The organism is Nocardiopsis halophila DSM 44494 (genome assembly GCF_000341245.1).
Lineage (GTDB): Bacteria > Actinomycetota > Actinomycetes > Streptosporangiales > Streptosporangiaceae > Nocardiopsis_A > Nocardiopsis_A halophila.
Genome location: NZ_ANAD01000201.1, coordinates 74,792 through 101,693 on the forward strand (window position 1 = coordinate 74,792; position 26,902 = coordinate 101,693).

The window sequence follows — 26,902 nt, forward strand, 5'->3', positions numbered from 1 at the left end:
CTCAGGCGGCGGCCGGGGCCGGGGCCGGGGCCACAGCGCGCGGGGCGGCGCCGCTCAGGCAGGTGCTCAGAATGGTGTGGGCCACCGCGCGCGGGTCGTCGTCCATCGGGACGTGCCCGCAGCCCAGAAGCCGCACCTCGCGCGCGTGCGGGATCGCCCGAAGGACCCGCCGCACCGCGCGCACCGGCAGGGCGCGGGCGGTCTCTCCCCCGGCCACCGNCGCGGTCGTTCTCTCCCCAGGCCACGGTGGCGGGGCAGGTCAGGACCGGTCCGCCGGTGAAGTTGTAGCGCACCACCTCGGGTGCGAGCCGGGTGTAGGGCGACCCGCGGGTCACCGCCGCCGGGTCCAGCCTGGCCAGCCCGCCGTGGGAGTCGCGCAGGCCGCCGTGCACCGCCAGGGTGGTCAGGGTGCGCACCGGGCGGCTGTCGATCACCGCGCGCCAGGCCCGGGCCGGGACCCGGGTGGCGACGTGCATGCCCCCCACCATGAGGCGGCTGCCCAGCATCTCCGCCCCGCGGGCGAAGCCGATCGGGGACAGGGCGGTCACCGAAGCGGCCAGCCCGCGCGCGCCGAGCTCCAGGGCGACGGCCCCGCCGAGGGAGTTCCCTGCCAGGTGCGGGCGGTGCAGACCGGCCGCTGCGCACCACGCGGCGACCGCGTCGACCAGGGCGGGTATGCCGTAGGGGCCCTCGGGTTCGGGGCCGGGGGAATCACCGAACCCCGGCAGGTCCAGGGCATAGACCTCGTGCCGCCCGGCCAGGTCGTCCAGGACCGACTCCCACGCCTGGCGCCGGTGGCCCAGCCCGTGCAGGAGCACGAGGGGGTCGCCCCGGCCGTGCCGCTCGTAAACGATGTCTCGGTGGTCCATAAAGAAACGGTCTACCCGAGGTAACGAGTCGGCGCCAGTGAAGGCGCGCTCCGGGCGCCGCCCCGTCGCCTCCCCCATGCCCCGGAACAGCCGACACACCGCCCTCACAGGAGGGAAATGTGATATGCGCCACATTTTCGTAGTGCATCTCAGTGCATCTCAACGCGCCCTGCCGTGCACTGGTGCGCCGCTCCTCCCCAGGAGAACCCCCTTCAGCGGTGGCTCAGCACATTGACCACCTTGCCGTCGGGGTCCCGGACGAAGAACCGGCGGACCCCCCACTCCTCGTCCTGCAAGGGGTGAACGATCTCCGCCCCGCTGTCCCGCACGGCCGCATAAGCCGCGTCGACGTCGTCCACCTCCACGCTCATGTCGGGGACGACCGGAGCGGTCGCATCACCGGTCATGAGGATGATCTGAGCCTTGGGCTCCGAGGGCGAGGCGAGCGCCACGACCCAGCCGAGGTCCATCACCTCCTCGAACCCCAGGAGCCCATAGAACTCCCGGCTCTCCTGCAGGTCCTGCGAACGGATGTCGGGCACCACGCGGCGGACGGACATCGACGGCTCCAATCGGAACGGGACCTCACCGCAGATCCATGGGCCGACCCGTCACGGCGGCCCCTCTCTGCTCCATGCGCCCCATCCTCGCCCAGGGGCGCACCCGCGTCTTGGAGGAATGGGAACCGCCGGCCCCGGCCCCTCCCGCGCGCGAAAACGGCCCCCGGACCCTCCGCCGACGGGTCCAGGGGCCGTGTCCTGTCAGGTCAGTCCCAGCTCAGGCCGCCGCCGGTCTGGTACTCGATGACCCGGGTCTCGAAGAAGTTCTTCTCCTTGTTCAGGTCCATCATCTCCGACATCCACGGGAACGGGTTCTCCGTGCCGCCGAAGATCGGCTCCAGGCCGATCTGCTCGGCGCGGCGGTCAGTGATGAAGTGCATGTACTGCTCGCACAGCTCGGCGTTGAGGCCCAGAACGCCGCGCGGCATGGTCTCCTTGCCGTAGGCGACCTCCAGCTCGCAGGCCTCGCGGAGCATGGTGCGCACCTCGCGCTGGAACTCCTCCCCCCACAGGTGCGGGTTCTCCAGCTTGATCTGGTTGATCACGTCGATGCCGAAGTTCAGGTGGATCGACTCGTCGCGCAGGATGTACTGGTACTGCTCGGCGACGCCGACCATCTTGTTGCGCCGGCCCAGCGAGAGGATCTGCGCGAAACCGGTGTAGAACCACATCCCCTCGAACACCACGTAGAAGGCGATCAGGTCGCGCAGGAACGCCTGGTCGGCCTCGGGCGTGCCGGTGGCGAAGTCGGGGTCCTCCAGGTTCTGGGTGAACTTCAGCGCCCAGGCGTCCTTCTCCGTGATGGAGGGGACCTCCCGGTACATGTTGAACAGCTCGCCCTCGTCCAGCCCCAGGCTCTCGCAGATGTACTGGAAGGTGTGCGTGTGCACCGCCTCCTCGAAGGCCTGGCGCAGCAGGTACTGGCGGCACTCGGGGTTGGTCAGCTGCCGGTAGACGGCGAGCACGATGTTGTTGGCGACCAGCGACTCCGCCGTGGCGAAGAAGCCGAGGTTGCGCTTGACCATCAGGCGCTCGTCGTCGGTGAGCCCGTCGGCCGACTTCCACAGGGCGATGTCGGCCTGCATGGACACCTCGGTGGGCATCCAGTGGTTGTTGCACCCGGCCAGGTACTTGTCCCAGGCCCACCGGTACTTCAGCGGAAGGAGCTGGTTCACGTCGGCGCGGGCGTTGATCATCGACTTGTCGTCGACGCTCACGCGGGCGCCGCCGCGGTCGATCTCGCCGAGTCCGGTGCCGTGGGTCTCCGGGGCCGTCGTCATGGGTGGGAACCGTCGTCTTTCGTGATTCGGTGCTCGGTCGGGTGGCGGGGGGCTCGGGCGGGGGCCGCCGGGGCTACTGGCAGGCCTCGCACTCGGGGTCCTCGATGGAGCAGGCCGCGCCCGCCGCGTCGGGACCGTCCTGCTCCCCCGCGGCCGCTGCCGCCGCGGACGGGCCGGACGCGGGTGCGGAGGACCCGGAGGGCGCTGAGGGCGACGGGGTCGCGGCGACCGCGTTGAGCCGGCCGTCGGTGCCCTTCAGCGTCGACTTCTCCACGTGCGTGGCGCTCTGCGACCGCAGGTAGTAGGTGGTCTTCAGACCGGTCCGCCACGCGCGCCGGTACAGCGCGTCCAGCTTCCGGCCGCTGGGGGCGGCCATGTACAGGTTCAGCGACTGCGCCTGGTCGATCCACTTCTGCCGCCGGGCCGCCGCCTCGACCAGCCACTCGGGGTCGATTTCGAAGGCGGTGGCGTACAGCTCCTTCAGGTCGGCGGGCACCCGGTCGATCGGGCCGAGGCTGCCGTCGTGCAACTTGAGCCGCGCCACCATGTCGTCGTCCCACAGGCCGCGCTCCTTCAGGTCGCGCACCAGGTAGGGGTTGACCACGGTGAAGTCGCCGGACATGTTCGACTTCACGAAGAGGTTCCGGTAGATCGGCTCGATGGACTGGCCGACGCCGGTGATGTTGGCGATGGTGGCGGTCGGGGCGATCGCCATCACGTTGGAGTTGCGCATCCCCTGGTCGCGCACCCGCGCGCGCAGCCCGTCCCAGTCGAGGCGGGCGGTGCGGTCGACGTCCAGGTCGCCCCCGCGGGCCTCGGCGAGGGCCTCCAGCGAGTCGATCGGCAGCACGCCCCTGCTCCACAGCGACCCCTCGAAGGAGGCGTAGGAGCCGCGCTCGGCCGCCAGATCGCTGGAGGCGGCGATGGCGTGGTAGGAGATCAGCTCCATGCTCTCGTCGGCGAAGGCCACCGCCTCCTGCGAGCCCACTGGGATGCGCAGCCGGAACAGCGCGTCCTGGTGCCCCATGAGCCCCAGGCCCACCGGGCGGTGGCGCATGTTGGCGGTCCGCGCCTCGGGGATCGTGTAGTAGTTCACGTCGATGACGTTGTCGAGCATGCGCACGGCGGTGCGCACCGTGCGCTCCAGGCGCTCGGAGTCCAGCCGGCCGCCGGAGACGTGCCGGGCCAGGTTGACCGAGCCGAGGTTGCAGACCGCGACCTCCTCGCCGGCCTTGGTGTTCAGGGTGATCTCGGTGCACAGGTTGGAGGAGTGCACCACCCCGGCGTGCTGCTGCGGCGAGCGCAGGTTGCACGGGTCCTTGAAGGTGATCCAGGGGTGGCCGGTCTCGAAGAGCATGGTGAGCATCCGCCGCCACAGGTCGACGGCGCGCACCCGCCGCCACACCTTGACCTCCCCGGCGTCGGCGGCCCGCTCGTAGGCCTCGTAGCGCTCCTCGAACTCCCGGCCGTACACCTCGTGCAGGTCGGCGGTCTCGTCCGGGGAGAACAGGGTCCACTCGGCGTCGGCCTCGACCCGCCGCATGAACAGGTCGGGCACCCAGTTGGCCGTGTTCATGTCATGCGTGCGCCGCCGCTCGTCCCCGGTGTTCTTGCGCAGGTCGAGGAACTCCTCGACGTCGATGTGCCAGCTCTCCAGGTAGGCGCAGACGGCGCCCTTGCGCTTGCCTCCGTTGTGCGCGAGGGCGGAGGCCGTCATGTAGGTCTCATCGCCCTCCACCTTCAGGTCGACCACCTGGGGAACGGTCTCCGTCTCAGCCACGTCCCGCACACGGGTGAAGACCATGCCGGCGTGCTCGATCCAGTTCCGCTTGGTGAGCGGGCGGCAGCCGAGGAGCTCGGCGATCCCCTCCACCGCGGGGACACGGATGTCGAACGCCTTCACCAGGCCGTCGAAGAAGATCTCGGTGCCGTCCGAGCGGCGACCGGTGTGCGCCTGGCCGCGTTCCCGGTACTGGCCGGCCGCAGGCACCCCCAGCCGCAGCAGCTGGTACCGGACGCCCATCGCCAGGGGACGCGACGTGGTGGTGAAGTAGATCTCCACCCCGCGCGAGACACCGCCGTCGGTTTCGAGCAGACCGTGCAGCAGGGCTTTCGTCTGGTCCAGGGGGAGGTGCATGAAGCGCCGCGCGATGCGCTTCTTCCGGCCCCCGTCGTAGATGTCGTCGGCGGTGAAGGGAAGGGTGGGCGCCCCGGGACCGGTGATGCGACCGGTCTCGGCGCAGCGCTTCGCGCCGCTGCCGAAGGACCAGTGGATCTGCAGGTAGGTGTCGTCCCTGCCGGTCTCCCAGTAGTGGATGCCCCGTTCTTCCAGGTAGCCGCGGACGAACTCGAGGTGCGGGTCGAGTTCGGGGTTGCCGGAGACCCCCCACTGCGTGCCGTTCTTGCCCAGGTGGCCGTCGCCCAGAAGGATCCCGTAGAGCCGGGCGTCGTCGGCGGTGAAGCCCTCGACGGGAACGGTCTCCCGGGGGACGACCTGGGCGACGTAGTCGCCTGTTTCCAGCTCGCCTGCCTCTACCCACTCGGGGCGGACCTTCCCCTTGGCGATCCAGTCATAGGTGCGGCTGTTCGACTGGCCCAGCGGAACACCGCGGATCGCGTAGAAGGGGTGGCCGGACGTGACCTTGAGGGTCTCGACCGCGTGCTTGACGTTGATCTCGACCATCGGATCGGTCTGGTCGTAGACCATCACGTCGGTGACCTCGCGGTAGGTCCCGCTGTCGCCCAGAACGAGGTCCCCCGCGCGGATCTCACCGATGGGCCGCGTCCCCTCGGCCGTGTAGACGGACGTCTCCGGAGCGAAGCACTGGTTGACCGCCACGGCCGTGTCGTTGGCGATCTTGAGGAAGGGGACGACGCCCTGGCTCTTGCCGTTGGTGCCGCGGATGTGGGCGCCGATGCCGCGGACCGGGGTCCAGTCGTTGCCCAGGCCGCCCGAGTACTTCGACAGCAGGGCGTTGTCCGAGATGCCCTTGAAGATCGCCTGCAGGTCGTCGTCGACGGTGGTCAGGAAGCACGACGAGAGCTGGGCGTGCCGGGTGCCGGCGTTGAACAGGGTCGGGGTGGAGCACATGAAGTCGAACGACGAGAGCAGGTCGTAGAACTGCTCCGCGCGCGCGTCGCGGTCGTCCTCCTCCAGGGCCAGGCCCATCGCCACGCGCATGAAGAAGGCCTGGGGCAGCTCGTAGCGCACCCCGTCGCTGTGCAGGAAGTAGCGGTCGTAGAGGGTCTGCAGGCCCAGGAAGGTGAACTCCAGGTCGCGCTCGGGCCGCAGCGCCGCCCCCAGGCGCTCCAGGTCGAACTTCTGCAGTTCGGGGTCGAGCTGGCCCAGGGCCGTGCCGCGCGCCACGTAGTCGGCGAAGTAGGCGGGGTAGCGCTCGGCCATGCCCTGCTGCCCGGCGGCGTCGCCGGACCCGGACAGGAAGCTCAGCGCCTCGCGGCGCAGCGACCCCAGCAGCAGGCGGGCCGCCAGCGGCGAGTAGTCGGGGTCCTCCTCGACGAGGCTGCGCGCCGCCATGATCAGCGCCAGCTCCACCTCGTCGTCGCGGATACCGGGGTACAGGCCGCGGCGCGCCTCGGCGACGACCGCCTCCGGCCGCACTCCGGCCAGTCCGGCGCTCGCCTCCCGCACCGCCTCGGCGATGTAGGCCGCCGGCTCCGTGTCGAGGGTCATTCGCTCGCTCCCACCAGGTAGTCGATGAACCGGTCGGGAAGTCGAGGCCGGAGAAGCGCGAAGCGGGGGCGCACCCGGACACGCCGGTCCCCCCGTCTCACGGCGGCCCGCCCTCGAGGCCCCGTAGATCGTGCGCGCGGAAGGCGCACACCGACGGCAGGTCTTCGGACTCGCGGGCGTCGCCCGGCCTTGGCCGGGCGGCCTGGCGTCCGCCGCTTCCCGGGCGCTCACGCGCCCAGTGCGCTCGTGCGGACGTCGGAAGGCGCGGACCCGGTCCCCCGGGCCGTTGGGCCGCGCCGCTTCCCGCTCACCGCTGCGGGGCAGTCCCGGATTCGCACCGGGTTCCCTCTTGCCTCACCCCGGTCTCGCATCCGGGGTGAACCATCGGCGGGAGCGATACTACATCTGGTGCCCACCGGTCGCGACCACCGCAAGATAGCCGTGTCGCACAGGATCCCGATAGGCTGCCGGGCGATGACGCGACTCCACATCTTCGACATGGACGGGACCCTGATCCCCGACAGCACCGCCAGCCTGGAGCTGGCCCGGGCCAGCGGGACCGAGGAGGCGATCACCGCGCTGGAGCGCCGCTTCGCCGCCGGCGAGCTGGACACCCGGGGGTTCTCCGGCGCCCTGTACGAGGTGTGGCGCCACCTGACCCCCGCGCACGTGGACACCGCCTTCGCCGGCGGGCCGTTCCTCGACGGTATCGCGCGGGTCTGCGCCGACATCCGCCGCCGCGGCGAGCACTCCCTGGTGATCACGATGTCCCCGTCGTTCTTCGCCGAGCGGCTGGCCGCCTTCGGCTTCGACCGGGTCGAGGCCTCGCTGTTCCCCGCTCCCCCGTTCACCGGGCCGCCGGACCCCGGCCGCATCCTCACCCCTGCGGACAAGGTCGGCATCTGCGAGCGGGTCCGTACGGCGCTGGGCGTGGCGCCCGAGCGCTGCGTCGCCTACGGGGACTCGATGTCCGACGCGCCGCTCTTCCGCCACCTGCCGCACACGGTCGCGGTCAACGGCGACGCGCACATCGACCACTTGGCGGCGGCCGCCTACCGCGGGCGGAGCCTGGAGGAGGCCTACCGGCTGGGGCGGGGGCTGGTGGAGGACGGCGCGGCGGCGCCCTGAGAGGCGGCGCGCCCGGTGCCGCCCAGAGCCGCTCGGTACCGCTCAGAGCGGTCGTTTCCGGTGCCGATCGGTGCGCTCAGTCGAGCATCCGGTCCAGGGCGTCCTCGTCGAAGCCCAGGTCGACACGGATCCGGAAGCGGATCCGCAGCAGCTCCATGAGCAGGTCGTGCACGTAGGGCGAGACGTCCTGGTGCCGGAAGCGCTCCACGCCCAGCGTCGACCAGGCGTGGGCGCCCTTGAGGTCGCCGTGCGCCTGCAGCGTCTCGGCGATGTGGATGAAGGTGGGCAGGTTCCGCGGCCCCTCGGCGCGCAGCTGTTCCAGCCGGGCGGCGGCGCCGTCCAGGTCGTCGAGCTCCAGCAGCGCCCCGGCCTGGAGCGCGCGGGCGTCGATGACGGTGATCCCCCCGTCGTCGATGGCCCGCTGGTAGGAGCGGGAGGCGCGGTCGAACTCCTGGGCCATCTCCCACTGCTCACCGGCGCGGACGAACAGCTCGGCGCGCGACACCTCGCTGTCGGCGTCCACGCTGTTGGCCAGCCCGAGGAGCTCCACCGCCACGTCGGCATGGTCGCCGGACTGGACGGCCCGGAACTCCAGGCGGTCCAGATCGGCCGTGGTAACTCGGGTCACAATCGGCCTCCCTCGCTTGTCGCCGCCCCGCAGCGCCCCGGTCATTCCCGGTGCCGCTCCAGCGCCTCCCAGAAGCCCTGCCGCAGCGCCTCGCGGACCTCGTCGCGCAGCAGGAAGTCGATCGGCAGCGCCGACCCCTGCAACAGCCGCGCCTCCAGGTCGGAGGGCATCCGGGGGCGGCGGACGAGCACCGCCTCAAGCCACAGGACGGGCGCGTCGCGCGCGATGGACTCGGCGAAGTCGTTCCCCTCCTGGCGCGCGACATTCACGGCGTCCTCGATGGTGCGCGCGACCGACCCCCCGGCGCGGGCGAAGTCCGCACTGGGGGTCGGGTCGGTGTAGGGCCCGTGCTGGACCCTGGGTCGGGGTCGGGGGCCAGTACCGCCGTCCGGGGGCCCCTGCGGTCCCCCCGGGCCGCTCCCCTGCGGGGAGTCAGCCTCCGTACTGGCCCCAAAAATAGGGTTTGGCCCGGTATTACCTCCGTATCCGGGGTTCTCCCCGGTCGTAGGGCCGTGGCCGTACCGCGGATCCGGCGGGGCGGCACCGGGCGGCGCCTCCCGCTCATAGGGGGGTTGCGGCTGGTGCGGCGCCTGGCGCTGCTGCGGCGGGGCGCCGTAGGCATCCGGGGCGAACGACGGCTGCTGCCCGGTGTGGCCGGTGTGCGCGGCGGGGCCGTGGTGCGGCGCCTGCTGCGGGCCGGTCGGCGGGTGGGCGGGCTGCCCCCCGGTGGCCTGCTGGTGCCCCATGGCGGGCTGGGCGCCCGTCTGGTGCCCCATGGCCGGCTGCGGCCCCGTCGGGTGGCCCATGGCGGGCCTACCCCCGGTGGCCTGCTGGTGCCCGGCGGCCGGTGGGCCCCCCGCGGCCTGGGGCGGCGGGGGCGGGGCCTGGGGCGGCGGGGGCGGGGCGGCGTGCGAGGCGCGCGGCCCGGTCGGGAAGCCGTTGGCGTCGATCGGGCCCGAGGGGTTCTGCTGCGGCGTGTCCGGGCCGGCCTGCGGGGCGAGCTGGTCGCCGCCGCGCTGCCGGTCCAGGGTCTGGCGCATGGCCCGCAGCTGGTCCATGGCGCTGCCGCCCATCGACTGCTGGGACCCGGTGGCCGCCAGCACCGCCTCCACGCCGCCGCTCTGCGCGGCGGCCGGCTCGACCCGGGCCGAGGCCGGGTGCGCCTCCACCGGGTGCCGCTCGGTCTCGGGGGCCGAGCGGGCGCGGCCGTTGGTCAGCGGGGCGGTGGTCTCGGCCGAGGACTCCCCGGCGCCAGCCCCGGACAGCAGGTTGACGTAGGGCCGCAGGTGCCCCGCGCCGATCTCGATGAGGTCGTCGCACTCCCGGCGCAGCGCGCGCGAGATGGTCCAGTTGCCCTCGACCGAGACGTGCACGACGGTGACCCGCACCCCCATGTCCTGCACGTCGGCCACCACTTGGGCCATGTCCTCGTCCCCGCTGACCAGCACCGCCTCGCACAGGATGCCGGTGCGGGCCAGGGTGGTCAGGTCTCTTTGGACATAGCTCTCGACGCCCTCCCGTCTGCCTGGACGGATGCGCGCGGCTCGGAACTTGATTCCGGGGATGTCCGCGATCCCGTCCTGCTCCTGGGTGCGGCGGCCGTCGGCGGTCGCCTCGTACCAGTAGCACCGCAGCAGGGGGAGCCCTGTACGGTCCCGGGCGACCTCGTCGAGGAGCCGGGCGAGTCCCGCGTAGTCCCAGGACACGGAGTCGCGGTTGCGGGTTCCGTGTACAGCCATCGCGCCGTCGGCAAGGAGGTAGCCGGCGTCAACGAACAGCGCGCAGCGATCCACGCGACACCGCCCCTTCCCAAGGTCCTGCCGCCCGGAGCGACTGATGTCCGCACCGGGCCGCTCCGCGAAGTACCGGCCTGTGTTCGGCGTCCGGCCGTTGGACAGGCCGCCCACAGCCTAGCCAAGTCTGTGTCGGTTTGCGTGCGGGGTGCCACAGCCGGTCGCCCGCACCCCGCTCACCTGCGCCTCACGTGCGCATCGGCGTGGTCACCGCGACCACCCCGGCCATCACCGCGTCCCCCTCGGAGACCAGGCGCAGCTCGGGGTCGCGGGGCAGCCGGGCGGGGAAGCGCACCACGTCGGTGCCGAAGGTCAGCGGCGGCCCGGAGGCGCCCCGGGAATGGCTCGCCAGGGCGTTGGCCGGGTCGCGGTCGCCACCGGACGGGGTGAGCGGTTCGCCGTTCAGCAGCACCCGGTCGCCGGGCAGGTCGGCGTCGCCCTCCCAGGCGACCACGTCGACGGTGCCGGAGACGGCGGCCGGCAGCAGCCCGGCCAGCGGGAACCGCGCCCCCCGGTCGTCGTGGAAGACGGGGGCGGCGTCGTCCAGCACCATGGCCTGGTTGAACGACTCCTCCGGGTCCTCGAGGACGACGACCAGGCTCCACCCCGCGTAGGTGCTCACACCCTCCTTTCCGGGCACGTCGGCCACCCACCACTCGCCGCCGCCGCCCTGCCGGACCTGGGAGGTGACGTCGGCGTAGGCCTGGTAGGCGGTGTAGCCGGGCAGCTCGGCGGTACGCACCTCGGAGGCGGCGACCTCGGTGTAGGAGGACGCGCCCGGGCCTTTGAAGCGGGCCGACGCGCTCCCTGGGGAGCCCACCCCGGAGAAGTAGAGCCCGGCCCAGCGGACCGATCCCTCGGAGGGCAGCGTCCAGCGTGCGGAGCTGGAGGTGCGGGTGTCGGGGTCGGAGTCCTGGTCGAGCGGGCGCATGTCCCACAGGTCGTTGTCGCGCATGTCGCCCTGGCGCTGCCGGGCCTCGGCACAGGGGCCGGGCCCTTCGGGCTCCTCGGGTTCTTCCGGTTTCTCCGGTTTCTCGGGCTTCTCGGGGTGTTCCGGCTTCTCGGGATGTTCCGGCTCAGCGGGCTTCTCAGGCTTCTCAGGGGCCTCCGGCTTCTCCGGGGGCAGGGGCGTGGGCGAGGCGGGAGGTTCGGGCGACTCCGGCGTCGCGGGTTCCTCCTCCTCGGGGGACTCGGGCTCCGGAGCCTCGGGGATTCCGGCCGCGGCAGGGGCGCGGCGCTCGTCGGCGGCGGGGGCCTCCTGGCCGCCGTCTCCACCGCCGCGCCCGGGGCCCCGGCCGTCGCCGACCACACCCGGCCACCACGGCCAGTCGTCGTAGCCGTGGTCGTGATCGTGTCCATGGTCATGGTCATGGTCATGGTCGTCGTCCGGCGGCTCCACGTCCTCGCACGTGAGCAGCGCGTTGCCGACGCTCTCCACCCGGACGCGCCCTGCGGTGGCGTACCGCGCGGGCGTCCCCTCGGGGTCGACGCCGTAGGTGCCCCCCGCGGAGACGGTCCGCCCCCCGTAGGAGACCCGGATCCCGGGCGGGTCCCCGGCCGGGGCTCCCCCGTCGACGTCCACGTCCAGGTACTGGGTGGTGCTCTCCCCCTGGCCCAGGCCGTCGCGCACGCAGCGGGCGCCCTCGGCCCGGGGCGTGCAGCTCCACCCGTCCTCGCCGACGGAGAAGGGCACCGTGCTGCCGGGCCCCCCGCCCTCGGCGAAGGACACCCCGTCGGGCAGCAGGATGTCGGCGACCACGTCCTGCACGGCCGGGTCGCCCTCGTTGAGCACGCTCATCACCACGATGCCAGCGCGGCCGGGGACCAGGGAGCCGACCGGGTCGACCCGGGCGGCGAACACGGGCTCGCCCGGCTCGTCGGGCGCCGGCGGGTCCTCGGGGTCGGGCTCGTCGGGGGCGGGCTCCTCCCCGGGCGCGCGCGGCGGGTCCGGCGGGAGGACCACCGGCGGGTCCGCGGGCGGCGGGGCCTGGACCGGCGGGTCCGCCGGCGGCTCCCCCTGCGGCGCGGGCGGGTCCGGCGCGGGCGGGTCCTCGGCGGGCGGATCCTGCGCCGGAGGGNGCGGGGGCGAGCCGGGCGGCGGCAGCGGCGACTCGGCGCCCACCAGCGCCAGGGCGACCGCAGCGGCGACGGCCGCCGCGGCGGTCCCGCCCGCGGTGGCCTGCTGCTGCCCCTTGGACATCCGCGCCCACCAGCCGCCCGCCAAGGCGCCCGTGGGCAGGCTGGACAGGTACCCGGCGGCCGCCGGCCCGACGATGAGCGGCAGCACCAGCCCGCGCAGCCCGACGTTGACGTCCATCAGCTCGGCGCAGACCTCGCGGCACTGCGCGCACCCGTCCAGGTGCCCCTCGACCACCGCGGTGTCGCGCTTGGCCAGGCCGCCGCGCACGTAGCCGCCGAGCAGCTCCAGGGCGGGCCGGCAGCTCTCCGCGGGCGCACCCCCGGCCAGGTGCATCTGCAGGTAGGCCCGGCGCAGCCCTTCCCGGGCGCGGTAGGCCATGGCGGCCACGCTGCCCGGGTCCTTGCCCAGGTAGCCGGCGGCCTCGGCCGGGCCCAGCCCCTCGATCTCGGTGTACCAGAGCACCGACTGCCAGTCCGGGCGCAGCGACAGGAAGGCCCGGGCGATCAGCGACCGCTCCAGCCCCTCCACCGCCGGGTCGACGAACGGCTCGCCGCTGTCGAAGCGCTCCATGTCGTCGGTGACGACCTGGCGCTTGTCCTTGCGGCCGCGGTCGTAGACGCAGTGCCGCAGGGCGGTGAGCAGGTAGGGCCGGAACCCGGCCGACGGCCCGCCGCCGCGCTGGAGCACGTCCAGCACGCGTGCGAAGGCGTCCGCGACGGCGTCGTCGACCTCCGCCTCGCCCCGCACCAGTTGGCGGGCCAGTCCCCGCGCGGCGTCCACGTGCCGTTCCCACAGCGTCCCGTACGCGCCCGTATCGCCCGCGCGCACGCGGTCGAGCAACTCGTCGTCGCCGGCCAGCAACTCGGTGTGCTCACCCCGAGCGTCCGCCATGCACCCGCCCCTCCCGCCGGTCCCCGGCGTCCGCGTCTGTCGTGCATCGCCCGCGGGGCGGGCGGTTCGGCACGGCCCCTCCGCCGCGCCCCCTCCCTTGCGGACCGCCCCGCGAAAGAGAGCCGAAAAAAATATCCCGCAATCGCGTCATAGCCGCCACCCGAGTCCGTGATTAGGGGTGAAGGCGCACCGGCGGGGCCCACCGCAACGGGGGCGTGGGCCCTGCCGGACAGCGCCGGGACCTGGACGACGACGGGAGCTTCAGCGATGGAGGCATGTGGAAGGGACGGCCCCGGGCAGCTGCGCGAGGCGGCCGAGCGCCGCAGGCTGCGCACCCTGTGGAGCCGTAGGAGCCGGGAGAACGGGTGGGACCCGCCGGACGACTGGTGGACCCCGGTGGTGGACCACATCTGCGAGGCGGCGGCGCGCGGGGACGACCTGGCGCCCGGATGCTTCCGGTTCGGCCAGGCGCGGGCCCGCTCCGGGGTGGGCATCGGCGCGACCATGACCGACCTGGCCTCGCTGGCCGAGGTACTGGACTGGCGGAGCGTGCCGCTGCCGCTGCTGCGGGCGCTGGCCGAGGGCTGGGTGGACGGGGGGCGCTCGCCCGACGACTGCCAGGACCCGCTGACCGGCCTGGCCACCGCCGCCTTCCTGCACACGCGGATCGGCGAGCTGTACCGGGGCGCCGCCGCGGGGGCCGGTGCCGCGGCGCGGCACCGCCTGGTGGTGGTGGCGCTGGAGCAGCGGGCCGACCCGTGGCGGCGCACCGCCCAGCTGATCGTGCTCGGGCACGAGCTGAGCCGGTCGTTCAGCGGCGGGGAGTCGCTGGCGCTGCTGAGCAGGACCCGGCTGGCGGTGCTGGCTCCGGACGGGCCCGAGCTCGCCGAGCACACCCGCCACTTGAAGGAGAACCTGTGCCGGGAGCACGGCGCGGAGCTGTGGACCGTGCCGCTGCCCGACACCGAGCGCGAGGCGCGCGCCCTGCTCGACGACATCGGAAGGCCGCTGTCGACGTGACCACCGTCCCCACCGTCCCCGTCCCCGTCCGCCGGCCCGAGCGGCCCGAACCAGCGGCGAGGTGCCCCATGGACACCGACTGACCCCCGACGCCGCCGGTGCCGCGCGGCCCCGTAGAGGGGGCGGGACCCGCCACCGGCGGCCGGTCGGCCTGCTGCGCCCCGTTTGAGGGGGCGGGAGCGCGCAGGCCGGCCCGCCACCGGGCTCCGCCCCGGTGAAGGGTTGCCGGATCGTCGAGCGGGAGGGCCCTCTGGTCCCCGGCGGGGACGGTCCCCCGAACCGACCGGTAACCACGGGAATGCCGCAAGGCGTTCCCACGGAGGCGCGTCCGCAAGGGGAGGCGGGCGCGCCTCCCCTTATGCCCGGAAGAGGGGCCTCATGGCCGGGAGAGGGGAAGGGGGAGGCGGTACGGGCACACGGCCGCCCCAGGGGCGCGCGCCGCCGGGACCACCCGCCGGGCGGAGGCTTCTCACGGTCCGCATCGGAGGGGTCGGCGGAACGGCGGGTACCCCGCTCACGGACGTCGGCCGGGCAGCGGGTCACCGGAGTGACCGGGGAAGAAGAGCGGCGACGAGGAAGCGGGGCGGTTCCCCGGCCCTGCTTGTCGGCCGCCGGGCCGCTCGCGGTCCGGGTGGAGGGGCGGCGACGACGGCCCGGCCGGTCCCCCGCTCCAGGCCACCGGCCGGGCGGCGGGCCGCCGGAGGGCCGGGGAGGTGGAGCCGCGACGAAGAAGGCCGACGGCCCTCACGGCAGCGCTGCCGGGTGCACGGCGTGCGGGCGGACAACGGAGCGGACGGCGACGACGAGGAAGCGGGACGGTTCCCCCGTCCCGGCAGTCGAGCGCCGGGCCGCCCGGGATTCCAGGTGACAGGCGTCGACAATGCGGGGATGGGGTGGGCGGCGGGCCGTCCCGCCCGGATGAGCCCGATGTTCAGGGAGCAGCTTCATCGATAGTGGTGGTATCGCCACCTAATGTGCGATCAGGTGGCGATACCACCACAATCGATGCCCTGACCGGCTCTCCTGCTCCCGACCGGGTCACGTCCCCTGGAGTGGTGTAACTTTCCGATGCTGTTCGAACATGAGCACCCGTGCTGACCAGCCGTTTGGTGCTCATGGCGATGCAGATTCGAAATTAGTTACACCACTCTGCAGGACACGATCCCCGACCGCTGTCGGACACGCACCACCAGGGGGCCGCTTCGCCCGGAAGGGAGGGCTGTGCGGTGCCCAGTCCCCCAGTCACGCCTTTCGAGGGGACTGGTGCGCGGCGGCGGCCAGACCAGAACCGGATTCGGTGCCCACTCCCCCTCTAACGGCGCCACGATTCCACTTGCAGTGCCCACGTATCACTATGGGTAACCAATCGCGAGTCGACGGCAACACGAGATCCAGTGCGACCCGACACCCCTGCCCGGCTTCAGCGAAGCCCGCCCATCACTGAAGTGACGATCAGCGTCATTCCTGACATTTCTTCACCGAATCGCGTTCTGGTCTGGCCGACATCGCACCCGGACCGTCCGAAGAGGCGTCGATGGGCGTGCCCCCGCCCGCCCCACCCCCATGACGGTACGTGTTCCCCCAGGTCAGAAGGGTGTCGTGAATCCCCACTCAGAACGATCGGCCGCCCCGAACGCGCGCGGGCGAGGTCCGACCCCGACCAGACCAAGGGGAAGCCACCGCCTGGCGAGCGGGGAGGAGCGGGGTGCCCGGCGTGGCGGGGTTGCGGATCTTCCGGGACCGCGAGGGACCCGGCGGCCGACGAGCAGGCCCTGGGAACCGCCCCGGCTCCTCGTCGCCGCCCCCACCTGGCACCCCGCTGGCCCGGCGGCCGGGAAGCGGCCGTGAGCGGGGTACCGGCCGTGCCGTTGCCGCTGCGCCGGTAGGCGTCCGCGCGCCGTGCACCCGACAGCGTCGCTGTAGGGGCTGCCGACCTTCTTCGTCGCTGCCCATCGCCTGGCACTCCGCTGGCCCGGCGGCCGACTGGCAGGCCCGGGGGAACCGCCCCGCTTCTCTTTCGCCGCCTTCCCCCGGGACCACCGGCAGCCCGGCGCCCGCCCGGGGCCGTGAGTGGGGAACCGGCTACGGCTTCGCCGCCTCCCCCCTGGACCACCGGCACCCCGGCGGGCCGCTGTCGGCCCGGGCGGCCCGGGCGGCCCGACCGCCCGGCGGCCCAGCACGTCCGCTTTCGGGGCGGGGCTACATTCTCGCGACCAGCTCCAGCAGCGCCTCGGCCAGGTCGTCCGGGGTGTGCGCCGCCGTCGCGTCCACGGTCGGCCAGCCTCGCAGGCCCGCGAGGCGGGCGCAGGGCGCGTGCCCCGGGTCGGTGTACAGGTAGCCGCACGGGGCGTCGGGCCAGTCCTGGACCAGCGGGAGCGGCTCGGTCCGGTACCCGCGGGGCGCCTCGGGGCCGCCCGGCTCCTCCGCGGCCGGGTTCTGGGCCCGGTGCAGCTCGGCCCGGGTCGGGGCGCCCTGCTGGGGCATCAGCCCGTCGGCGATCACGTACCCGGCCGGAGGGCGGCGCGCGGCGCGCTGGGCGGCGCCCACGGCGGCAGCGAGCGGCGCCGCCTCGCCGACGGCGATGATCAGCGGTCCCGGCCGACCGGCACCGGGGTCCGGGGCGGACGCGGCCGCCGCCCCGCCCGCCGCTCCGGCCGCGAGGCCCGATGCGGCGGCCAGTGACGCGGCGGCCACGAAGCCCGCCGCGTGGGGCGGGCCGCCGGCCGGGTCGGGGTCGGCGGCCACCGGCGGCAGCCCTCGCCCCTCCAGCGCGCCGGCCAGGCCCGGCCACGGGCCGGGGGCGCTCGCTCCGCCCAGGATCAGGGGGACCGCGGCCCTCAACGGACGGGGCGGGTCTCGTCGGTGACCCAGTCCAGGTACTCGGCCGAGCCGCCCTCGACCGGCACCGCCACCACCTCGGGCACGTCGTAGGGGTGCACTTCGCCCAGGTGGGCGGTGAGCGCGTCCAGGCGGTCGGCCGCGGTCTTCATGACCACCAGCCACTCCTCGTCGGCCTGCACCGCCCCCTCCCACCGGTAGAAGCTGGTGATCGGCCCCGCCACCTGCGCACAGGCGGCCAGCCGGTGCTCGACCGCGGAGCGGGCCAGCGCCTGGGCCCCCTCCCGGTCGGCCGCGGTGGTCTCCACCCGCACGTGCCCGTTGTCCCGGTGCCGCTCCGCCATGCTCGCCCTCTCCCGCTTTCCGCTGATCAGGGTGGTGATCCAGCCGGTCTAGGCTCATGGACCATGAGCGATGGGACCATGAGCGACCGCGAAGAACTCCTGCGACAGGTCAACGATAAGGCCGTGGTGCACGGCCGCGTCACCCTCTCCTCGGGCAAGGAGGCCGACTACTACGTCGACCTGCGCCGGGTCACCCTGGACGGGGAGAGCGCCCCGCTGGTCGGCCGGGCCATGCTGGAGGCCACCGCCGACCTGGACTACGAAGCCGTGGGCGGGCTGACCCTGGGCGCCGACCCGGTGGCCGCGTCCATGCTGCACGCCGCGGCCGCCCAGGGCCGCCGGCTGGACGCCTTCGTGGTGCGCAAGGCCGGCAAGGCGCACGGCCTGCAGCGGCGCATCGAGGGCCCCGACGTGGCCGGGCGCCGGGTGCTGGCGGTGGAGGACACCTCCACCACGGGCGGCTCGGTGCTGACGGCCGTGGAGGCGCTGCGCGAGGCCGGCGCCGAGGTCGTGGGCGTCGCGGTGATCGTAGACCGGGGCGCCCGGGAGAAGGTGGCCGGCGAGGGCTTGGAGTACCGGACCGTGTTCAAGCCGTCCGACCTGGACGTGTGAGGCGGCCGCGGCCGCGGAGGCGGTACCTCCGCGGCCGGGCGCCGGTCCCGGTCAGGTGATCGGGTGCCAGTCGGAGTGGTTGATGCCGACCATGCTGAGCCGGAAGTTGTACGAGCGCGGGACCTCGTGCCACTCGCCGTCGCCCTCGCACCCTTCGTCGTCCCAGTACTCGGTCCCGGGCTCGGCGTCCACCTCGCCGTGCGGGCTGTAGGCGTCGCAGCGCTCGTCGTGCACCCGGAGGCGGTCCTTGCCGTCCATCTCGACGTATCCCACGAGTTCGCCCTCGTGGTAGCCCTCGATCCTGTTCTCCAGGTAGACGTACTCGACCTCCTCCGGATCCGCCGAGGCGGAGACGGGGAGCAGCAGCGCTCCCATGAGGCCCCCGATCAGGGCCGCGGCACCGGCATTGCGTGCGATGGACATGTGCCTCTCCTAGCGAGATTCGTCGACCGTGGCCCCGGAACAGCCCGAGACCGGACAATTACTCAGAGTAAGGAGAGAGGTGGCGAAAGCAACGACCGCAGCACAGTGCGGCGAAACCCGGACCTCGATTGATGGCCCGGGCCGGAGCGGAGCCGACCGCGGTCGCGCGATGGCCGCGGGGAACCGGCGGCCCGGGACGCCCATGGAAAGCGCCCCTCAGGACCCTCAGGAGGCGGCCTCGGCCACGAAGGTGTACCCCTCCTCGGCATCGGACAGGTCCATCAGCTCGCCGTTGACATGGACCTCCACGGCCTCGGGGTCACCCAGGGTGACCTCCAGCTGGGCCTGGTCGTAGCTGAGGTACTGGCCCTGGGTCATGCTCTGGTCGGTCAGCACCTCACCCCCGGGCACGCGCACGAGCACGTCGCTCGCCTGCCCCACGACCTTGATGTACAGCACGCTTCCGTCGGCCTCGCCCGCCTCCTCGGCGGCGGCCGGAGGGGTGTCGGTCGCCGGTCCGGCGGCCTGTCCGGGCAGGGAGTTGTAGAGGAAGAACGCCCCGAGGCCGACGAGCACGACGAAGAGGGCGATCGCGGCGGCGATTCCCAGCACCTGCCCGATGCCCCGAGGGTCATTGCGATGTCGTCCCACGGTGGTGAATGTAGCGTGAATCACGCGGGGCATTCGAGACCTGGTGCGAAGAGAGGGGGAATATCACCGGATTTCCTACGCACCGCGAGCAGACCCCTACTCCCCGTCGACCGATCGCCCCGGTCGCCACCCCCTCCGGGCACCCCGTCGACCGATCCGGACACCCGGCCTCTGACCTGCTCATTCCGTACATTTGGTCTAGACCTTTCCGCGGACTCCCCGGGTTCGCGATACTGGGGCCCGACCCCCCGTGCTACAGGGGGCATCGCAACCGGATCACTCCAGGCCAACCAGGGAGTCACACCATGCCTATCGCGACCCCGGAGATCTACACGGAGATGCTGGGCCGCGCGAAGTCCCAGGGCTTCGCTTACCCGGCGATCAACGTGACCTCCAGCCAGACCCTGCACGCCGCCCTGCGCGGCTTCGCCGAGGCGGAGAGCGACGGCATCGTGCAGATCTCCACCGGGGGAGCCGAGTTCCTCTCCGGTGCGACCGTCAAGGACATGGTCACCGGTTCCGTGGCCTTCGCCGAGTACGCCCGCGTGGTCGCCGACAAGTACCCGGTGAACATCGCCCTGCACACCGACCACTGCCCCAAGGACAAGCTCGACACGTTCGTCCGCCCGCTGCTGAAGCTCTCCGAGGAGCGGGTGGCCAAGGGGCAGCAGCCGCTGTTCCAGTCCCACATGTGGGACGGCTCGGCCGTGCCGCTGGAGGAGAACCTCCAGATCGCCGAGGAGCTGCTGGCCGCCTCCAACGCCGCCCGCACGATCCTGGAGATCGAGGTCGGCGTCGTCGGCGGCGAAGAGGACGGCATCGTCGGCGAGATCAACGAGAAGCTCTACACCACGCCCGAGGACGCCCTGCGCACCGCCGAGGCCCTGGGCCTGGGCGACCGGGGCTACTACATGACCGCGCTCACCTTCGGCAACGTGCACGGGGTCTACAAGCCCGGCCACGTCAAGCTGCGCCCGGAGGTCCTCAAGGAGGCCCAGGACGCGGTGGGCGAGAAGTACGGCCGGACCAAGCCGTTCGACTTCGTCTTCCACGGCGGGTCCGGGTCGACCCTTGAGGAGATCCACGCCGCCATCGACTACGGCGTGGTGAAGATGAACATCGACACCGACACCCAGTACGCCTTCACCCGCCCCATCGCCGACCACATGCTGCGCAACTACGACGGCGTGCTCAAGGTCGACGACGAGGTCGGCAACAAGAAGCAGTACGACCCGCGCTCCTACGGCAAGGCGGCCGAGGCCGGCATGGCCGAGCGCGTGGTCGACGCCTGCCGCCAGCTGAAGTCCGCCGGTCAGAAGATGAACTAATCTGCCCGTGGGAGCGCGCCCCGTGCGGGCGCGCCCCCTGGGCCGGCCCCCACTTCCCAGCGGATTCGGGGGCCGCCGCGCGCCCGGCCGCCTGACATCCATGGGCGGACGCGTCGGCCGGGCGCGCACCCCCGTCCCCCGCTGGCAGGATGGGGCCATGGACCTGCATGCGAATCTCCTCGGGGAGCCGCCGGCCACCCGCCTGCCCGACCAGACCGAGCCGCGCGAGGCGCTGGCCGCGGGGAGCGACCCCTCCGAGGTCGCCGCCCGCCACCCCTCGCACTCCGCCGCCTGGGCCGCGCTGGCCGAGCGCGCCCTGGAGGCCGGCGACCCGGTCACCGCCTACGCCTACGCCCGCACCGGCTACCACCGCGGCCTGGACCAGCTGCGCCGCGCCGGCTGGAAGGGCCACGGCCCGGTCCCGTGGGACCACGAGCCCAACCGCGGCTTCCTGCGCGCCCTGAACGCGCTGGCCCGCGCCGCCGGGGAGATCGGGGAGAGCGAGGAGGAGGAGCGCTGCTCCACCTTCCTGCGAGAGAGCAGCCCCGAGGCCGCCGACGCGCTGTCCTGAGCGCCGGCGCCCCGCGCCGCCCCGTCCCGACCGGCACTGACCGGGCATTCCGCGCTTAACGCGCGGGGCGTGGTCGTGTACGCTCTAGACGCAAGGGCCCCTGTCGCTGTCTTGCGCCAGGGGCTTACCCATGTCCGGGCACCGGTCACGGTCCGAACGATTGAAGGGGTAGACCCGCATGCCGGCGATCACGCTCGTTGGGGCCCAGTGGGGCGACGAGGGCAAGGGCAAGGCCACCGACCTGGTGGGCGACCGCGTCGACTACGTGGTCCGCTACCAGGGGGGCAACAACGCCGGGCACACCGTCGTCATCGGCGACCAGAAGTACGCCCTGCACCTGCTGCCCTCGGGCATCCTCTCGCCCGACGTCGTACCGGTCATCGCCAACGGCGTCGTCATCGACCCGGCGGTGCTCTTCGAGGAGCTGGGCGGCCTCCAGGAGCGCGGCGTGGACACCTCGCGCCTGCTGATCTCGGCGAACGCGCACCTGATCATGCCCTACCACCGCGAGCTGGACAAGGTCAGCGAGCGCTTCCTGGGCAAGGGGCGGATCGGCACCACCGGACGCGGCATCGGCCCGACCTACGCCGACAAGATCTCCCGCCAGGGCGTGCGCGTGCAGGACATGTTCGACGCCAAGATCCTGCGCAAGAAGGTCGAGCTGGCGCTCAACGACAAGAACCAGGTGCTCACCAAGGTCTTCAACCGCCGCGGCCTGGACCCCGAGCGCGTCATCGACGAGTACCTGGGCTACGCCGAGCGGCTGCGCCCGCACGTCACCGACACCTCCCTGGTGCTCAACAAGGCGCTGGACGCGGGCGAGAACGTGTACCTGGAGGGCTCCCAGGGCACCCTGCTCGACATCGACCACGGCACCTACCCGTTCGTGACCTCCTCCTCGCCGACCTCCGGCGGGGCCTGCATCGGCGCGGGCATCGGCCCCACCCGCATCACCAAGGTGGTGGGCATCCTCAAGGCCTACACCACCCGTGTGGGATCGGGGCCCTTCCCCACCGAGCTGCACGACGAGTGGGGCGACTGGCTGCGCACCCAGGGCCACGAGTTCGGCGTCACCACCGGGCGCAACCGCCGCTGCGGCTGGNCCGCTACGCCACCCGCGTCAACGGCATCACCGACTTCTTCCTGACCAAGCTGGACGTGCTCACCGGCCTGGACCGGATCCCGGTCTGCGTCGGCTACGACGTCGACGGGGTCCGCCACGACGAGATCCCGATGACCCAGACCGAGTTCCACCACGCGGTTCCGGTCTACGAGCACCTGGAGGGCTGGAGCGAGGACATCACCGGCGCGCGCTCCTTCGGCGAACTTCCCAAGCCCGCCCAGGACTACGTGCGTACCCTGGAGGAGATGGCCGGGGCGCCGATCTCGGCCATCGGCGTCGGTCCCGGGCGCGACCAGACCCTGGAGCTGCGCTCCCTGGTCTGACCCCGGCCCGCACGCCTCCCCTCGATCCCCACGACACACAAAGGGTCCGTTACGTGAAAGCCCTGGTACTCGGCGGCGGAGGCCGCGAGCACGCCCTCGTCCGAGCCCTGTCCCTCGACCCGGGTGTCACCGAGCTGCACTGCGCTCCCGGCAACCCGGGCACCTCGGCCCTGGCCGACAACCACGTGATCAACACGGTGGACGGCCTGGCCGTGACCGAGCTGGCCGCCCGCATCCGGGCCGAGCTCGTGGTCATCGGCCCGGAGGCGCCCCTGGTGGCCGGGGTCGCCGACGCGCTGCGCGACCGGGGCATCCCGGTCTTCGGGCCCGACCGCGAGGCCGCCCGGATCGAGGGGTCCAAGGCCTTCGCCAAAGAGGTCATGCAGGCCGCCGGGGTGCCCACCGCCCGGGCGCGGGTCTGCCGCACCCCGGCGCAGGTCGCCGAGGCCCTGGACGCCTTCGGCCCGCCGTACGTGGTCAAGGACGACGGCCTGGCCGCCGGCAAGGGCGTGGTGGTCACCGGGGACCGCGCCGCCGCCGAGCGGCACGCCCGCGAGTGCGGCCGGGTCGTGGTCGAGGAGTTCCTGGACGGGCCCGAGGTGTCGCTGTTCGTGCTCAGCGACGGGGTGCACGCCGTGCCGCTGCCCGCCGCCCAGGACTTCAAGCGGGCCCACGACGGCGGCACCGGCCCCAACACCGGCGGCATGGGCGCCTACGCCCCGCTGGGCTGGGCGCCGGACGGGCTCGCCGAGGAGGTCATGACCTCGGTCGTCGGCCCCACGATCCGGGAGATGGCCAAGCGCGGCCACCGCTACCAGGGGCTGCTCTACGTCGGGCTGGCGCTGACCTCCGAGGGGCCCAAGGTGGTGGAGTTCAACGCCCGCTTCGGCGACCCCGAGGCCCAGGTGGTGCTCGACCGCCTCGCCACCCCGGTGGGCACGCTGCTGCAGGCCGCCGACACCGGCGGCCTGGGCGGCATCACGTCCCTGGAGTGGCGCAACGGCGCGGCGGTCACCGTGGTCCTGGCCTCCGAGGGCTACCCCGGCTCGCCCGCCAAGGGCGACGCCATCGGCGGCCTCGACGAGGCGGACGCGGTGGAGGGCGCCTACGTCCTGCACGCCGGGACCGCCTGGGGCCCCGACCGCGGCGTCGTCTCCAACGGCGGCCGGGTCCTGAGCGTGGTCGGCACCGGCGAGACCCTGGCCGCCGCGCGCGAGCGCGCCTACACGGCGGTCTCCAAGGTCGAGCTGCGCGGCTCGTTCTACCGCTCGGACATCGCCGAGGAGGCCGCCGCCCACGAGGCGAAGGGCTCCTGAACCCCTGCGCGCGCCCGAGCCGGTGAGTCCTGCGAAAATGTAGGCGTGATCGAGCGCTACACCCTTCCGGAAATCGGGCGCGTCTTCAGCGACGCCCACAAGTACGAGCTCTGGTGCCGGGTCGAGACCCTGGTGATGGAGGCCCACGCCGAGGCGGGGACCATCCCGGCCGACTCGGTCGAACCGGTGCGCCAGGCGCCGCCGCCCACCCCGGAGCGGGTGGCCGAGATCGAGGCGGTCACCCAGCACGACGTCATCGCGTTCCTGACCGCCTGGGCCGACAACACCGAGCCCCGCGAGGCCGCCAAGTGGGTCCACTTCGGCATGACCTCCTCGGACCTGCTCGACACCGCGCTGGCCGCCCAGCTGGTCGAGGCCACCGACATCCTGCTGGCCAAGGCCGACACGCTGGTGGCGGCGCTGCGCGACCACGCCCTGGAGCACCGCGGCACCCTGCGCGTGGGCCGCACCCACGGCATCCACGGCGAGCCGGACGTGTGGGGCCACCGGGTGGCCGACTTCGCCTTCGGCATGGCCCGCTCCCGCGACCGGCTGCGGCGCGCGCGCGAGGCGGTCGGGGTGATGGCCATCTCGGGCCCGGTGGGCACCTACTCCAACATCGACCCCGAGGTCGAGGCCTACGTCGCCGAGAAGCTGGGCCTGCGCCCGGCCGACGTGTCCACCCAGGTGGTGCTGCGCGACGGCATCTCCGAGTGGGTGTCCTGCCTGGCGGTCATGGCGACCGTCTGCGAGGCGGTCGCCCTGGAGGTCCGGCACGGCCAGCGCACCGAGGTGCGGGAGCTGTGGGAGCCCTTCGGCAAGGGCCAGAAGGGCTCCAGCGCCATGCCGCACAAGAAGAACCCGATCATGTCGGAGCGCATCTGCGGGATGGCGCGCAACGTGCGCGCGCAGATCGTCCCCGTCATGGAGGGCATCCCGCTCTGGCACGAGCGCGACATCTCGCACTCCTCCACCGAGCGCATCAGCCTCCCCGACGCCGCGATCGCCACCGACTACCTGCTCAACCTGACCACCAGGCTGGTCACCGGGCTGGTCGTGGACACCGACCGGATGCTGGCCAACCTGGACTCCACGCACGGGCTGATCTACTCCTCCACCGTGGTCTCGGAGCTGATCGAGACCGGGCTCTCCCGCGAGGACGTCTACGCCGTCGTGCAGTCCGCGGCCATGCGCACCTGGGACAGCGGCGCGCCGTTCCGGCAGACCCTGCGCGAGGAGGCCGGCTCCCGCGGCATCGCCCTGGACGAGGCCCGCCTGGACGAGGTCTGCCGCCCCGAGCGCTTCACGCGGCGCCTGGCGGGCGTGTTCGAGCGGCTGGAGAAGCTGGCGTGAGCGGCTTCACCGTGCGCCCCGTGCCGGCCGAGGTCCCGGGGCTGACGCACCTGCACACCGGCAAGGTGCGCGACCTGTACGCCACCGGCTCCGGCGACCTGGTGATGGTGGCCAGCGACCGGGTGTCGGCCTACGACTGGGTGCTGCCCACCGAGGTCCCCGACAAGGGGCGGCTGCTGACCGCGCTGTCGCTGTGGTGGTTCGAGCGGCTGGCCGACATCGCGCCCGCGCACGTCGTCTCGGACACGCCCCCGCCGGGCGCCCCGGCCGACTGGGCGGGCCGCACCCTGGTCTGCCGCCGCCTGGACATGGTGCCGGTGGAGTGCGTGGCCCGCGGCTACCTGACCGGGTCGGGCCTGGCCGAGTACCGGGTCGGCGGGGCCGTCTGCGGCGTGCCGCTGCCCGACGGGCTGGTGGACGGGTCCCGGCTGGAGGAGCCGGTCTTCACCCCGGCCACCAAGGCCGAGGTGGGCGAGCACGACGAGAACGTCTCCTTCGAGCAGGTCGCGGCCCGGCACGGCGCCGAGCTCGCCGGGGAGCTGCGCACCCTGACCCTGGCGCTGTACCGCCGGGGGCGGGAGCTGGCCGAGGAGCGCGGCATCCTGCTCGCCGACACCAAGTTCGAGTTCGGCCGGGACTCCGGGGGGTCGCTGGTGCTGGCCGACGAGGTCTTCACCCCCGACTCCTCCCGGTTCTGGCCGGCCGAGGAGTGGGAGCCGGGGCGCCCCCAGCCCTCGTTCGACAAGCAGATCATCCGCGACTGGCTGACCTCCCCGGCCTCGGGCTGGGACCGCGCCTCGGAGGAGCCGCCCCCGCCGCTGCCCGAGGAGGTCGTCGCCCGCACGCGCGACCGCTACCTGGAGGTCTACGAGCGCCTCACCGGCGCGCCGGCGCCGGTCGGCTGACCGCCCCGCCCGGGCGCGACACGCCGGCTGCCGGTGCCGGGCCCGTGATCCCGGCCACGATGGCACCGGCAGCCGCGCGGAGCGCTTACAGTGGAAGCCGTCCTTTTGCCGGGGCGCGGCCGCCGGTTGCCGGGGCGGGTCCGCCGGCGCCCACGCATGGGACGTTCACACAACCGCCGGCACGACAGCCCGTGCGATCCCTCCGACCTGCACCGCGTTAGCCGCTTCGGGATCGCGGCCATACGGCAGGAACGAGCCGGGAAAAGAACGCGTCTCACGAGGTAGGCGCGACGAAGTCGAGATCTTTCACATCCGCCTCACGAAGGAGCACATGAGCATGGGCCAGGAGGTTCGCTACCGCGTCCGCGGCGGCCGTCCCCTCAACGGGACGGCGTTCATCCAGGGCGCGAAGAACGCCGTGCTGCCGATGATCGGCGCCGCCCTGCTCGCGAGCAAGGGACGCACCGTGCTGCGCAACGTCCCGAGCATCGAGGACGTCCACCGGGCCTTGGAGCTGGCCGAGCACGTGGGCGCCAAGGTCGAGTTCCACGAGGCCGAGCGCACGGTGGTCATCGACGCCTCCCGCCTGAACGACCCCGAGCGCGCCGTCCTGCCGGCCGACATCGCCGCCCGCTTCCGCGGCTCGGTGCTGTTCGTGCCCGCCCTCATGCACCGCATGGGGCGCGCCCGCATCGAGGGCGTCGGCGGCTGCAACCTGGGCAGCCGCAAACTCGACTTCCACTACCGCGGATTCGCCCGCCTGGGCGCCGAGGTGGTCGAGGACGAAGAGCGCAACCACATCAACATCACCTCGCCCTTCCTGCGCGGCGGCCACCTGTACCTGGACACCCCCTCGCACACCGGCACCGAGAACCTCATCATGGCCGCCGTGCTCGCCCGCGGGACGACGGTCATCGAGCACGCCGCGCTGGAGCCCGAGGTCATCGACGTCATCGAGTTCCTGCGCGCCATGGGCGCCAAGATCAGCGGCGGCGGCACCGGGTTCATCACCGTGGAGGGCGTCGAGGAGCTCACCGCGGTCGAGCACACCATCATGAGCGACCGCATCGACGCCGGCGTGTTCGCCATGGCGACCGCGGCCGCCGGCGGCGAGG

General features: G+C 73.1%; 19 protein-coding genes, 3 pseudogenes and 1 riboswitch. Of the genes and pseudogenes, 10 read left to right on the forward strand and 12 right to left on the reverse strand.

What is annotated here, in order from left to right; translation table 11 throughout:
• Nucleotide 1: 1 nt before the first annotated feature.
• The 5 genes and pseudogenes from D450_RS34945 to D450_RS0123015 all read right to left on the reverse strand — a co-directional run bounded on the left by D450_RS34945 (nt 2) and on the right by D450_RS0123015 (nt 6,400).
• Nucleotides 2-217 carry an alpha/beta fold hydrolase gene (locus tag D450_RS34945; RefSeq protein WP_017540986.1) on the reverse strand — a complete coding sequence of 72 codons (216 nt, stop codon included), beginning with the start codon at nt 215-217 and terminating at the stop codon, nt 2-4.
• 37 nt (nt 218-254) lie between these two features.
• Nucleotides 255-1,004, reverse strand: a pseudogene (locus tag D450_RS31045) (alpha/beta fold hydrolase); the annotation flags it as partial.
• A gap of 77 nt (nt 1,005-1,081) precedes the next feature.
• Nucleotides 1,082-1,429, reverse strand: coding sequence for a VOC family protein (locus D450_RS0123005; protein WP_017540988.1), 348 nt, complete (start codon nt 1,427-1,429; stop codon nt 1,082-1,084).
• A 206-nt stretch (nt 1,430-1,635) separates the two neighbouring features.
• The gene (locus tag D450_RS0123010) at nt 1,636-2,709 is read right to left on the reverse strand and encodes a ribonucleotide-diphosphate reductase subunit beta (RefSeq protein ID WP_017540989.1); all 1,074 of its coding nucleotides are present in this window, start codon (nt 2,707-2,709) and stop codon (nt 1,636-1,638) included.
• Nucleotides 2,710-2,782: 73 nt separating this feature from the next.
• Nucleotides 2,783-6,400 (reverse strand): ribonucleoside-diphosphate reductase subunit alpha, encoded by a 3,618-nt coding sequence (locus D450_RS0123015; protein WP_017540990.1) that lies wholly within the window; start codon nt 6,398-6,400, stop codon nt 2,783-2,785.
• Nucleotides 6,401-6,538: 138 nt separating this feature from the next.
• A riboswitch (cobalamin riboswitch) is annotated at nt 6,539-6,801 on the reverse strand.
• 73 nt (nt 6,802-6,874) lie between these two features.
• Here D450_RS0123015 and D450_RS0123020 point away from each other — a divergent pair.
• The gene (locus tag D450_RS0123020; protein WP_017540991.1) at nt 6,875-7,528 is read left to right on the forward strand and encodes an HAD family hydrolase; all 654 of its coding nucleotides are present in this window, start codon (nt 6,875-6,877) and stop codon (nt 7,526-7,528) included.
• 76 nt (nt 7,529-7,604) lie between these two features.
• Here the strand turns inward: D450_RS0123020 and D450_RS0123025 are convergent, their stop codons facing one another.
• The 3 genes from D450_RS0123025 to D450_RS31980 form a co-directional block, all read right to left on the reverse strand.
• Nucleotides 7,605-8,156, reverse strand: coding sequence for a tetratricopeptide repeat protein (locus D450_RS0123025; RefSeq protein ID WP_017540992.1), 552 nt, complete (start codon nt 8,154-8,156; stop codon nt 7,605-7,607).
• A gap of 41 nt (nt 8,157-8,197) precedes the next feature.
• Nucleotides 8,198-9,949, reverse strand: a complete 1,752-nt coding sequence (locus tag D450_RS0123030) for an NYN domain-containing protein (RefSeq protein ID WP_017540993.1) — start codon at nt 9,947-9,949, stop codon at nt 8,198-8,200.
• Nucleotides 9,950-10,136: 187 nt separating this feature from the next.
• On the reverse strand, nt 10,137-12,980 hold the full coding sequence (locus D450_RS31980) for a sigma-70 family RNA polymerase sigma factor (protein WP_026128725.1): 2,844 nt from the start codon (nt 12,978-12,980) through the stop codon (nt 10,137-10,139).
• 267 nt (nt 12,981-13,247) lie between these two features.
• Here D450_RS31980 and D450_RS0123040 point away from each other — a divergent pair, with 267 nt between their 5' ends.
• On the forward strand, nt 13,248-14,000 hold the full coding sequence (locus D450_RS0123040) for a hypothetical protein (RefSeq protein WP_017540994.1): 753 nt from the start codon (nt 13,248-13,250) through the stop codon (nt 13,998-14,000).
• Nucleotides 14,001-16,199: 2,199 nt separating this feature from the next.
• Here D450_RS0123040 and D450_RS0123045 read toward each other — a convergent pair.
• Nucleotides 16,200-16,841 (reverse strand): hypothetical protein, encoded by a 642-nt coding sequence (locus tag D450_RS0123045; RefSeq protein ID WP_051063647.1) that lies wholly within the window; start codon nt 16,839-16,841, stop codon nt 16,200-16,202.
• On the reverse strand, nt 16,838-17,182 hold the full coding sequence (gene cutA, locus D450_RS0123050) for a divalent-cation tolerance protein CutA (RefSeq protein WP_017540995.1): 345 nt from the start codon (nt 17,180-17,182) through the stop codon (nt 16,838-16,840). Before cutA ends, D450_RS0123045 begins: the two co-directional genes overlap by 4 nt.
• 78 nt (nt 17,183-17,260) lie before the next feature.
• On the opposite strand from cutA, the gene pyrE reads away from it, so the two are divergent.
• Nucleotides 17,261-17,794, forward strand: a complete 534-nt coding sequence (gene pyrE, locus D450_RS0123055; protein WP_017540996.1) for an orotate phosphoribosyltransferase — start codon at nt 17,261-17,263, stop codon at nt 17,792-17,794.
• 51 nt (nt 17,795-17,845) lie between these two features.
• Here pyrE and D450_RS0123060 read toward each other — a convergent pair whose 3' ends face one another.
• Both D450_RS0123060 and D450_RS0123065 read right to left on the reverse strand, forming a co-directional pair.
• Complete coding sequence (locus tag D450_RS0123060) at nt 17,846-18,217, reverse strand: hypothetical protein (protein WP_017540997.1); 372 nt, start codon at nt 18,215-18,217, stop codon at nt 17,846-17,848.
• Between the two features lie 225 nt (nt 18,218-18,442).
• On the reverse strand, nt 18,443-18,829 hold the full coding sequence (locus D450_RS0123065; protein WP_017540998.1) for a RodZ domain-containing protein: 387 nt from the start codon (nt 18,827-18,829) through the stop codon (nt 18,443-18,445).
• Between the two features lie 344 nt (nt 18,830-19,173).
• Between D450_RS0123065 and fbaA the strand changes: the two genes are divergently transcribed.
• From fbaA to D450_RS0123100, 7 genes and pseudogenes are all read left to right on the forward strand, one after another.
• A complete protein-coding gene (gene fbaA / locus D450_RS0123070) occupies nt 19,174-20,196 on the forward strand; it encodes a class II fructose-bisphosphate aldolase (protein WP_017540999.1) in 1,023 nt (340 codons plus the stop codon).
• A gap of 157 nt (nt 20,197-20,353) precedes the next feature.
• Nucleotides 20,354-20,767: a DUF3151 domain-containing protein gene (locus tag D450_RS0123075; RefSeq protein ID WP_017541000.1), complete on the forward strand. Its 414-nt coding sequence runs from the start codon at nt 20,354-20,356 to the stop codon at nt 20,765-20,767.
• A gap of 178 nt (nt 20,768-20,945) precedes the next feature.
• Nucleotides 20,946-22,213: pseudogene (locus tag D450_RS31055) on the forward strand (adenylosuccinate synthase).
• Between the two features lie 53 nt (nt 22,214-22,266).
• The gene (purD, locus tag D450_RS0123085; protein ID WP_017541001.1) at nt 22,267-23,529 is read left to right on the forward strand and encodes a phosphoribosylamine--glycine ligase; all 1,263 of its coding nucleotides are present in this window, start codon (nt 22,267-22,269) and stop codon (nt 23,527-23,529) included.
• A 45-nt stretch (nt 23,530-23,574) separates the two neighbouring features.
• Nucleotides 23,575-24,882 (forward strand): adenylosuccinate lyase, encoded by a 1,308-nt coding sequence (gene purB, locus D450_RS0123090; RefSeq protein WP_017541002.1) that lies wholly within the window; start codon nt 23,575-23,577, stop codon nt 24,880-24,882.
• Nucleotides 24,879-25,787, forward strand: coding sequence for a phosphoribosylaminoimidazolesuccinocarboxamide synthase (locus D450_RS0123095; RefSeq protein ID WP_017541003.1), 909 nt, complete (start codon nt 24,879-24,881; stop codon nt 25,785-25,787). Before purB ends, D450_RS0123095 begins: the two co-directional genes overlap by 4 nt.
• Before the next feature lie 331 nt (nt 25,788-26,118).
• Nucleotides 26,119-26,902, forward strand: a pseudogene (locus D450_RS0123100) (UDP-N-acetylglucosamine 1-carboxyvinyltransferase); the annotation flags it as partial.

Excerpts from the sequence above, each read along its gene's own strand:
- D450_RS0123005 (WP_017540988.1), bottom strand. The coding sequence starts at position 1,429 with ATGTCCGTCCGCCGCGTGGTGCCCGACATCCGTTCGCAGGACCTGCAG.
- D450_RS0123010 (WP_017540989.1), bottom strand. The coding sequence starts at position 2,709 with ATGACGACGGCCCCGGAGACCCACGGCACCGGACTCGGCGAGATCGAC.
- D450_RS0123015 (WP_017540990.1), bottom strand. The coding sequence starts at position 6,400 with ATGACCCTCGACACGGAGCCGGCGGCCTACATCGCCGAGGCGGTGCGG.
- D450_RS0123020 (WP_017540991.1), top strand. The coding sequence starts at position 6,875 with ATGACGCGACTCCACATCTTCGACATGGACGGGACCCTGATCCCCGAC.
- D450_RS0123040 (WP_017540994.1), top strand. The coding sequence starts at position 13,248 with ATGGAGGCATGTGGAAGGGACGGCCCCGGGCAGCTGCGCGAGGCGGCC.
- cutA (WP_017540995.1), bottom strand. The coding sequence starts at position 17,182 with ATGGCGGAGCGGCACCGGGACAACGGGCACGTGCGGGTGGAGACCACC.
- pyrE (WP_017540996.1), top strand. The coding sequence starts at position 17,261 with ATGAGCGACCGCGAAGAACTCCTGCGACAGGTCAACGATAAGGCCGTG.
- D450_RS0123060 (WP_017540997.1), bottom strand. The coding sequence starts at position 18,217 with ATGTCCATCGCACGCAATGCCGGTGCCGCGGCCCTGATCGGGGGCCTC.
- fbaA (WP_017540999.1), top strand. The coding sequence starts at position 19,174 with ATGCCTATCGCGACCCCGGAGATCTACACGGAGATGCTGGGCCGCGCG.
- D450_RS0123075 (WP_017541000.1), top strand. The coding sequence starts at position 20,354 with ATGGACCTGCATGCGAATCTCCTCGGGGAGCCGCCGGCCACCCGCCTG.